Here is a 10,518-nt window from a genome sequence, read left to right on the forward strand (position 1 = left end):
TTTGTGATTTGTATGATTATTCGGGTTTGTATTTTTTGTTGTTTAGCCGTTTGAATTTCAAACTTGTTTCGCCAAAATTAATCAACAATCCAATTTCAAGATTATATGCTTCCAAATAATTGATTGCCTGTGCGAAATTTGTATTTTCAAATTGCGTAATTGCCTTTAATTCAACAGAAATTACATCCTCAACAAAAAAATCAACCCGCCGAGTGCCTATTTGAATATCACGATAATAAACAGGCATTTCAAATTCGCGCTGAAAACGGATACCCGCCAGCTTCATTTCGATTTCCAGCGCTCGCTGATAGATAACCTCCTGAAAACCATTGCCTAAAATTCTATGCACTGCCATTGCACAGCCAATAATTTTAGAAGTCAATTCCGAATACTTATATTCATTCTTTATCATATAATCTTTATTTATAAATTTCTAATATTCAATTGTCTGAACTGTGATTTTAGTATGATTTTCGTGATTAATGCTAATCATCTAAATCATATTAAAATCACAGTTCAGACCTCTTCGCGCGATAATACTGCCTCTCTTCCGTAAATCCCGCCCTGCCAATCAGTTTGGCAATGCTTTTCCCCCTGTTGGAAGGCAAAGCCTGCAAGCGTTCAAGCTCCCTCAGCCGCCACAGATTCAGGAAACGGTTGAAATTCATCTTGTACGCCTTGTTGATAAACCCCGACATGACGGCGCGGTTCACATCCATCGCCTCCGCCAAATCGGTAATCTTAAAATCCGCTTGCAGGTACGGCTTTTCCTTGCGGAAATAAGCATTTACCCGCCGTCGCGTCAGTTTGCCCGAATGAAACCGGCGGTCATCTTCCTGTTCCCCGCTTTCTTCACTTTTTTCGATTTCCTCCTTCGTTTCCACTTCTTCCTCCGGCTCCGGGTGCACGGCATAAGGCAGGTACCTGCGACGGACAATATGGAAAGTGAGCGCAATGAACTGCCCCGACATGCAAAAAGCCGTAACAGCCGTCCATACGGAAGCAAGTATCTCGTTTCTCGGCAGGAGCGCTGATATGACGGAGGAAAACACGGAAACCAGCGAAAGGACAATCAGGTACACCATCCAGCGGGCAGGCTTGCGCACCGGAACGTCCGCATCATTTGTCCGGCGATAGTAGCGGACAAGCAGGCGGGCGATAAAACCATAGTAAACAAATACAAAAAGCATCCGCAGTAGCGGTTTTGTTGTAAAAAACCGCGAATAAGCCTCATATTCTCCGGCTACGACTAATTTCCTGCTCGCCACAATTTCCACCTGCGCCTCAAACGGGACAAACAGCGACCACAACAGGAATGTCGCTCCAATCAGTGCAGGAAGCAGATAATGCCACGGCGAAAACTGTTCCGCCTGTTCCAAGCGTGTAAGGAAACGGATTACGCGGTAAAAGAATAGCGGAGCTAAAATGAAGCCTGCCAGACAGGGAATGTTCAGGACAACAAACGCTTTGGGAAAGATGTAATAACAGAAAATGGTAAACCATGTAAGGAATGTCATCGACAGATACAGGACAAGAATGGTTTTCAACGTCTTTTCCTGCCGCGTCAGGCAGTTCATGCGCGAGAAAGCCGCCAGTATCATGCACGTCCCGGCTGTGAAGACGGGGATAAGCATGGCAAGCATGGCGAGGTATAGCCTGAAATCTATCATTGTAACCGCTTAAAATTCTTATTTTCCACCAGCGAACGCATTTGCGTAATCGCCACTTTGTTCAATTCCGGCAAACGTTCACCCTGTGGCAATTCTTTCCTGATTAACAGAGCGTTAATACTTTCCATATTTGAGAGGACGACAAGCTGTTCCAATGTGGCGAAGTCGCGGATATTGCCTTTCGTGCCCGGATTTTCATCCCTCCACTGCCTGGCTGTTTTGCCGAAAAGAGCTACATTCAACAAGTCGGCTTCTTCTGCATACGTGCAGGAAACCTGTTCTTTTGTAACAACATTGGGGATAATATGTTCCTTAATAGCATCTGTATGAATACGATAGTTGATTTTAGAGAGAGTACGCTGCAAGTTCCATTCGAGAGATTTAGCCCGTTCTTCGCTTTCCTTCAGACGCTGAAACTCCTTGATTAAAAACAACCTGAAAACTGCGCTGATTGCTGCGCCAAATTCAAAGGCTATATCCTTGTGGGCATACGTTCCACCGTACTTTCCCTGCTTTACGTAAATGCCTGCAGCATTGGTTTTTGTAATCCACTCTCCTGTACTGAGAACGAAAGACGGCAATCCCGCCTGCATTTTAAAGTGGTCAAATTCGACCACGTTAAAATTCGGGTTGTAAAGTTGCTCCCACGCACCAAGAAATTCAAGCGTTGTTCGCGTCCGTATCCAATTCTTGATAATATCGGCAGCACGCGCCTGTCCATCCTTGGCATTAGCCATGTCGGTCAATGATATATAATCATCCTCTTTTGAAGTGATTACTGCAATTTCCGTTCCCTGAACGGTTATAGTTTCTTTTTTGCTCATATTTTTAATCCTCAATATTAAACTGCTGTAATTTTGCGGACAATGTCCGTAAAATTGCATTTTCTTCAAAATTATTTTTCTCTGTAAGCAACATATTTTTTCTATTTTATCCGGCTGCAAATATACAAAAAATTCCCCGATTTTCTCTATTTTAATCACATGAATAGAATTAACTATCTGAAAACCAGCGAATAAAAACTCTATTTACCTGTCAAATCATAATAGAATGTAAAAAAAATATACGAATTGTCACCTAAAAAACACCCCAAAATACGATTTGACATGAAGAAATATACGAATTGTCCACTCGATTATTTTTTTATTTCATATCTTCGCCGCGAAATAGAAAAAAAATGCCGACACTTCTCTACATATCACGTTGCGCAGCCCTGTGTGCCGCCTTTAAAACGCCCTTCCTGCGCGTTTTAAGCCCCCTTGCAGTGCGGTTCGCGCAAATTTCGGCTTTTACCCCCCCCCAAAAAAAACACACACAAACAGCTTGTAATCAACGCATTAAGCATATTTTCAACAATGTGTTTTGTTGCGCGTTTCGTAGGGGCAAGGCGCGCCTTGCCCCTACATTGCACGCACCCGCATTTCTGTATAGACGCAAGAAAATTTCCGTTTAGACGGAAATTTTGCGCTGTCCTTACGGAAATACAACCCTTGTCTGAATCAGGATTTGCAGGATTTTGGGATTATCCGGATTAAATCCTGTAAATCTTTTAATCCGGATAATCCTGATTCAGACAAAAAAAATAAAGAGATTTTTTCACTATATTGTTTAACAAATAAATTTTATTAAAATGAAGTTTAAATTAATCGAAAAGGGCAACCCCTCACAGCCCACTGCGCCGAAGAAATGGTATCCGAGCGCGGTAAATGCGGGTAAATTCACGCTCAAGGATTTCGCTAAGGAAATCGCAGGGCGCAGTTCGCTCACAAAGGGCGACATCGAGAATGTGCTGAGCAACTTTATGGAAGAGTTGCCCACTTTCCTGAAACTCGGTATGAGCGTACAGTTGGGCGACTTTGGCACCCTGCGGCTCAACCTCTCGGGCGAAGGCGCGGAAACTCCCGCCGATTTCAACACCGAATCCATCTCGGCTAAGGTTATCTTTACGCCGAGCGTGGAACTCAAAAACGGACTGGCGGACATTCATTATGAAAAGGAGGCAAACGTATGAAAACATTATTTGCAACCCGTACCCTCGCGTACCTTATATATATAATGTGCATCACCCTCGCGCCGCTAACGGCGCAGGCTGTTACCCGCAACGTTACCACTAACAGCGACAATGGCGACGCCAGCTTAGACGGCTCTTTGCGCAAAGCGCTTTACGAGGCGCAGAACGGAGACGTGATTGACTGCTCTGCCATTGCGGGGCAAACCGTTACGCTCGTGTATAATGACATAACATTTCCGGCAAAAGACCTTACTATCGAAGGACACGGCGTTACCGTGACAGGAATGCTTTTAACCACAGCCGGAAACGCAACCGGCACTACTGTCCGTAATCTGAATTTCTCAAATCTCACCAGCGGTTACGTGTTTGCTTTACAGGGCGGGACAGTTGAAAACTGCCGCTTCACAGGAAATACACTCACAACCGCAGCATTAGCAGTATCCGGTACGGCAACGGTGCGCAACTGTATTTTTGCCAATAATAACAAAAGCGCTATTGTCGTTACGGGCAGCAACACCAATGCGGAGATAACAGGGAACACTTTTTACAATAACACCTCAGGCTTCGGCGGCGCTATTTATGTTGGTTCGGACGCGAGTATAAAGCTGACGGGAAACCTGTTTTACGGTAATACCGCAACAACAATAGGAAATGTGGTTTACTGTGAGAGCAGCGCTTCGAGAACTCGCACATCGGGCGGATACAACGTGTCGGACAGAGACCTTACAAGCAACATGAACGATAATCGCGGTTTCGCCTTCAACGGCACGGGAGACACGCGGATTAGCGACCTCTCGTTCAACACCACGACCTTTATCCCCTGAACATCGTGCCGCTCGCCAATCTTGCGAACTATCCCGCAACCGACATTAACGGCGTCAGCCGGTACAACAGAACGGCGGCGGGCGCAGTGGAGACCGCGGAAACCGCACCGGCGCAACCGGTTCTCACCGCCGTCGGCGGAACAGACGTAACGAATAACAGTGCCAAACTGACCTTTACCTCCAACGTGGCGGGAACCTATTACTGTTACGCTACAATAAACCCGGGAGGTGCGCCCTCATCAAGAGAAACGTTTATAGAGTATGCGAACGGTAAAGCTACCTGGGGCACAGTTAATATCGGCAGAATCGGCACAGCGATCGCAGGCGCGAACACAGTAGCCTTTACAGGGCTTGAGCCGTCCATGCGATACTTCATACGGGTTATAGTGGAAAACCAAACAGGCGTCTTTACGGCTCCCAATGGTAGCTACTACGTTATTGTTACCACATCGCCGCTGCTGCTTTCGGAGGGAAGCGCACTCCGCATAAGCGATACGGAGGCGAATATTGCTTTTACCGTCAGTTCGAACACCAATGGTGTCCCCACCTATACGCCCACCAACGCGCCAAGCAAGCTATGGTACGTGGAATTGGCAAACGGAGCAACGCCGCCCGCCGATAATACGGCGATAAAGAGTACGGGAGCGTCCATCAGCGGTATCGCGTTCGGCGAAAACTTGATACCGGTAACGCTCACGGCGGGCGCAAGAGATATTTACGCGGTGGTGGAAGACGCGGCAGGTTTTCTCAGCGCACCGCTGAAAATAGAGGTGGGCGCGCAACTTAACGGTATAATAAACGTTAGCAATAACAACGACAGCGGAGACGGAAGTTTGCGGCAAGCGGTTGCAGACGCAAGCAGCGGCGCGGTAATAAACTGTTCCGCCATCGCGGGGCAAACCATTACGCTGAACTCAAATCTTACTGTCAATAAAACCGTCCGCATTGAGGGTTTCGGCGTTAGTATTACAAGTACAAGCACAAGCGAGTCAGGCGGCAGCTTTGAAGCGATAACCGTGAGCGGGTCGGGCGTAAGCGTTACCATTAACAACGTCCGCTTCAACGGCATTGTGTCCAACGACCGCTCCGTAGCGGGCGTAACGGACGGCGCACTGCTCAACTTCAATTCGTGTATCTTCTCCAACAACAGTTCCACCGCGGATGGGGGCGCGCTGTATGTTGCAGGCAGCTCCACGCTCAATGTGAACGGCTCTACTTTCTATAACAATACGGCGGGACATTATGGCGGCTGTATTTACAGCAGTTCATCTTCCGACAATACTACCCTGACAGGCAACCTCTTTTACGGCAACACCGCTGCTGTCAACGGCAATATTGTGTATCGCTACAGAGGAACGGTAACATCGGGCGGATACAATGTGTGGGACAAGAGCAGTTATCGCTTCACATTCAACGGCACAGGCGACACGAACGACGAAACGCTGCGTTTCAACACCACGACTTTCAGACCTACCGGCACAGAACTGAACATCGTGCCGACGGGCATAAGCGGTTTCCCGGAGGCGGACTTCTACGGCGCGGCGCGGTTTTTCCCGGACGCAACGGCGGGAGCGGTGCAATACTACGCGCCCGGTTTTATCCCGCCTGCGCTCACGGCAGGAACGGTCAACCGCACAAGCGATACGGAGGCGACCATCGGTTTCACTACCGACAAAGCGGGTACGGCGTACTATCTCGTCCAAAATAGCGGTGTAACCACCACCCCGACGAGTACGGCGGTCAAAGCCGGAACGGTAATCGGCTCTGTTTTCGGCACGGTAAGCGGCAAAGACGTTACCCTCACGGCAGGTGCGCAGAATATTTACGTCGTAGTGGAGGACGCGGCGGGTAACATCAGCGCGCCGCTGAAAATCGTGGCGGCGGCGTATGTATCCACCGGTATTCACGTCAACGGCGGCGGGGGCTTATCTGTTGTTGCGGAAATCAACGCCGCCATTATCGCCGCGCTTGCCGAGAGCGATACCATTACCGTTACCGGCGAACTGGACGGCATAATGGAACCCCTTGAACTCAACATTCCCGAAGACAAAAAAGTGGTATGGAAAGCCAGCGTAAGCGGAAGCAACCTCGCCGAAAGGATTATCGAGCTGGCAGGCAACGGCGAACTGGAAATTGCGGGCGGGGTAATCAAAAGCCCCGGCACCACAACGCTTGTCGCAACCAACGCAGAAGACCATACAAAACTGACAATAACCGGCGGGCGTATAGAAGGACCCAATAACAATCAAACCGTGATTCTTTTTTGGCCCCAGACAGGCATTCTTACCGCTACCGGCGGAACGGTAGCAGGCAAAATTGCCACCTACGGCAATTTGGCGGTAGGCGGAAACGCCGTAATCACAACAAGCGGAACTGCCGAGGCAATCTCGTTCTCAGGTTTTGCAAACACAGTTGTTACCGTTACCGGCGGCACAATCACCGCCGAAAACGCAAACGCAATTCTGATAAAATCAGGCACCAGCGACTTGAAACTCCTTATCACCGGCGGCACAATCAGCAACACCACCACCAGCAACAAGCCGGTAGTGTATGCAGACGGAAGCACCCTCAGCGGCTGCAACAACGTGGTATTTTGGAACGGCGGCACAATCACCTCCAACGGAAACGCACCCGGCGCACTGCTTGACGTGAACCCAGCGACCAACGCCGTGGCAATCCGAAAAACCGGCGCAGGCACGGAGTACCTTGCCGGCAGCAACGAAGAACTCGACGTAATTTCCGCCGGCACGGCAACGTGGGCAAGGCAAGACGGCAAAAGCGGAGTGAGTTACATGAATGGCACAAACATTGGCTTTATTGAAGTGCCCGGCGTAACGGTGTCCGGCAACGAACTCTACGTCAACGGCGGCGAGGCTTTGACCACCGTTGCGGCAACCAACGCCGCCATTACCGCCGCGCTCGCAGATAACGACGTGGTTACGGTTACGGGCAGTTTATTTGGCGTGACGGCAACATTTAACTTTAACATTCCCGCAGGCAAAAAAGTGATATGGAAAGCAGACGTAAGCGGAAACACCGGTAATTCTATCATTTCATTAGTTGCCAGCAGCACCGGTGTTCTTGAAGTCGCAGGCGCGAGAGTGATACAAAACGGGGCTGGATACGCTATACAGACAGACGCGGACATGGTTGTCAGCGGAAACGCTGAAATCGCCGCTAACAGCAACTACGCGATTCTTCTCAACGGCACCAACGCCGCTACGCTGGAAGTAACCGGCGGCAAAATAACTTCAAATACCGCAAACGCAATCCGGCTTTTCAACGAAAATAAGACCGTGATTATCTCCGGAGGAGAGGTAAGCAACAGCAGCAACGCCAACGCGGTTATTCACGCCAACGCAAACAATACCGCCGTGCTGGTAAGCGGCGGCACGGTTACGGCAAATGGCTCAGGCGGCAAATTTGGCGTTACCGACGACACCAACGGCGTGTTTATCGAAAAAACCGGCGCGGCAACCTCTTTCGTTACAGGCACAAGCACCGCCCTCACCGTAACGCCTGCCGAAGCCACGGCAACGTGGAAAAAGCGAGACGGCAAAAGCGGCATAAGTTACAAAAACGGCGACAACACCGGATTTATTGAAACTCCCGGCATAACGGTAGAGGAATACTTCGCAATCAGCAGCAGCACGGAAAGATTCGGCACTCTCGTGGCAGCCGCCATAGCCGTAGCAGACGGCGGAACCATTACCATGCTGGACGACGTAACGGTAAGCAATATGATGGACGTTTCGCTGTCCGTGGATAAAACCTATACCATAGATTTTGGCGGTAAAACGCTCGGCAGCAGCGGCTATTCCTTGCAAATAAACAACGGCGCGGTTACGCTTAAAAACGGCAACGTTGCTTCTTATATCAGCGTGGAAGGCGGCAATTTAACAGTAGAAAGCGGCATCTACAGCGGCTATAACAACGCGATATGGTGTAATGGCGGCACGGTAACGATTATCTCCGGCGACTTCACCAGCACAAACGAAGCGAGCAACAACAGTTGCCTTATTACGAGCAACAGCGGTGAAATCCTTCTCGCCACCGGCTCCATAGCCGACGTTGAAAACTGGAAAAACGACGCCACCGCCGTAAGCGTAACCCGTCAGGCGGGTATCAGCGTCAACGGCGGCGAGGGCTTATATATCGTTGCGGAAATCAACGACGCCATTGAAGCCGCGCTCGAAGAGAGCGATACCGTTACCGTTACGGGCGAACTCTCCAATATGACGGAAGGAGTTGAATTAAGTATTTTCGAAGGCAAAAAAGTGGTATGGAAAGCCAGCGTAAGCGGAACCGGCACTTATATCCTTTATCCTTACGGCGGCGGTGTTTTTGAATTCGAAGACGCGAGCGTGATAAACAACGGGAATGGAATCGCTCTCTGGACAAGCACGAACACAGTCGTCAGCGGAGACGCCGTAATCGCCGCTAACTACGGATACGCGATTAACTACCAAGGCAACCGCACTACGCTGGAAATAACCGGCGGCACAATCACCGCGCAAGGAATCGCAATCTTTTTTACCGGCGGGAATCAAACCACGATAATCTCCGGTGGAGAGGTAAGCAACAACAGCAATTACCCGGTTATTCAAGCATACGGAGTCTATAACACCGTGCTGGTAAACGGAGGCACTGTTACGACGACCGGCACAGGCGGCAAATTTCGCGATCCCTACAGTACTACCAGAGCCGTGTTTATCGAAAAAACCGGCAGTGGAACAGTTTTTGTTGTCGGCACAAGCGACGAACTTGAAGTAACGGCAAACAGCACCGAAGCCGTAGCAACCTGGGCAAGGCAGGGCGGCAAAAGCGGGGTGAGTTATGTGAATGGCACAAACACTGGTTTTATCGCGGTAGACGGCATTACGGTAAAAGACGACGCCACCGCGCCCACACTGACAGAGGGGACGGTCAGCCGCACAAGCGACACGGCGGCGACGGTAAATTTCACCAGCGACGAAGCGGGAACGTATTATTATCAGCTTGACGGCGAAGCTCCGACGAGCGCGACCGCGCTTGTAACGACGGGAACGAACTCCGCAGCTATGATTGCCGGCGAGCAGACAATCAGCCCTATGCTCACTGCGGGGGCGCATACGTTGTATATCACCGCAAAGGATGCGGCGGACAACGTGAGCAATATGCTGACGGTGAATATACCGGCGTATACCGCGCCCTCCTACACCGTAAGCATCGCCACGCTGGAAAATGGCACGGTTTTATTGGACAGGAACCCTGCCGATTATGAAGAAGACGAAATAGTTACGCTGACCGTAACGCCCGACGAAGGGTATGAAATAGATGCGGTTTCGGCGCATAAAACGGGGGATGCAGAGACGACCGTAGAGACGCGATGCATTGCGTCTGTACCCAACGGCACGGCCACCTATCAGTTTACCATGCCCGATTTTGGCGTAACGGTAGCGGCAACGTTTGAACACCTGATAAGCACCAATATGGACAACATTGTCGGCGCAAAATCCATTGTTTCCGAAAGCTATTACGACCTGACCGGCAAACCGGTGTCGGCAACGGCAAAAGGCTTTGTCATCAAGCGCACGGTTTATGATGACGGCAGCGTTATAAACAATAAAGGCTTTATTAAATAGCAAGCAGCTAAACAATTGTAAGGCAAGCCGCCGCATGGTATAAAAACTGTGCGGCGGCCATTGCAGGCAACCATACCGGCACACCCGGCAGTTTCATATTTACCGGACTTTGTTGCAACGGCAGTCCATCCGGTATTTTTCTTCACTATCGTAGCAAGTAAAATTAACTCACTTTGTAAGCATCGGGCATACCAATCCCGATGAATTTATTTAATGTCAAACATTTGAGTTTGACCTCCGTTTTCTGATTATTTAATGTTCGGGCATCCAATTCTCCACCGAAAATTGTCTTGTAGCGGAACATTACCACTTCGTTGAGACTTCGTCGATGGTAGCCGTTTTCTTCTTTCCATGATTTCGAGCCGTGTTTGTTTATGTATTCCACCGCC

General features: G+C 49.6%; 6 protein-coding genes and 1 pseudogene. 3 read left to right on the top strand and 4 right to left on the bottom strand.

Annotation, left to right across the window (positions count from 1 at the left end):
• Window positions 1-16: 16 nt before the first annotated feature.
• The 3 genes from ACYPWY_RS06820 to ACYPWY_RS06830 all read right to left on the bottom strand — a co-directional run bounded on the left by ACYPWY_RS06820 (window position 17) and on the right by ACYPWY_RS06830 (window position 2,494).
• Window positions 17-382: a GxxExxY protein gene (locus ACYPWY_RS06820; RefSeq protein ID WP_459684687.1), complete on the bottom strand. Its 366-nt coding sequence runs from the start codon at window positions 380-382 to the stop codon at window positions 17-19.
• Window positions 383-509: 127 nt separating this feature from the next.
• A complete protein-coding gene (locus ACYPWY_RS06825; protein WP_459684688.1) occupies window positions 510-1,670 on the bottom strand; it encodes an AraC family transcriptional regulator in 1,161 nt (386 codons plus the stop codon).
• Window positions 1,667-2,494: a KilA-N domain-containing protein gene (locus ACYPWY_RS06830; RefSeq protein WP_459684689.1), complete on the bottom strand. Its 828-nt coding sequence runs from the start codon at window positions 2,492-2,494 to the stop codon at window positions 1,667-1,669. Before ACYPWY_RS06830 ends, ACYPWY_RS06825 begins: the two co-directional genes overlap by 4 nt.
• A gap of 806 nt (window positions 2,495-3,300) precedes the next feature.
• Between ACYPWY_RS06830 and ACYPWY_RS06835 the strand changes: the two genes are divergently transcribed.
• From ACYPWY_RS06835 to ACYPWY_RS06845, 3 genes are read left to right on the top strand one after another with little or no spacing between them, the layout of a single operon-like run.
• A complete protein-coding gene (locus tag ACYPWY_RS06835) occupies window positions 3,301-3,681 on the top strand; it encodes an HU family DNA-binding protein (RefSeq protein ID WP_459684690.1) in 381 nt (126 codons plus the stop codon).
• Window positions 3,678-4,505 carry a right-handed parallel beta-helix repeat-containing protein gene (locus ACYPWY_RS06840; protein ID WP_459684691.1) on the top strand — a complete coding sequence of 276 codons (828 nt, stop codon included), beginning with the start codon at window positions 3,678-3,680 and terminating at the stop codon, window positions 4,503-4,505. The genes ACYPWY_RS06835 and ACYPWY_RS06840 overlap by 4 nt, the downstream gene beginning before the upstream one ends.
• 5 nt (window positions 4,506-4,510) lie before the next feature.
• Window positions 4,511-10,129, top strand: a complete 5,619-nt coding sequence (locus ACYPWY_RS06845; protein WP_459684692.1) for a beta strand repeat-containing protein — start codon at window positions 4,511-4,513, stop codon at window positions 10,127-10,129.
• 163 nt (window positions 10,130-10,292) lie between these two features.
• Here the strand turns inward: ACYPWY_RS06845 and ACYPWY_RS06850 are convergent.
• A pseudogene (locus ACYPWY_RS06850) lies at window positions 10,293-10,518 on the bottom strand (IS5-like element ISLesp5 family transposase); the annotation flags it as partial.

The sequence above is a fragment of the Viscerimonas tarda genome (assembly GCF_054601255.1).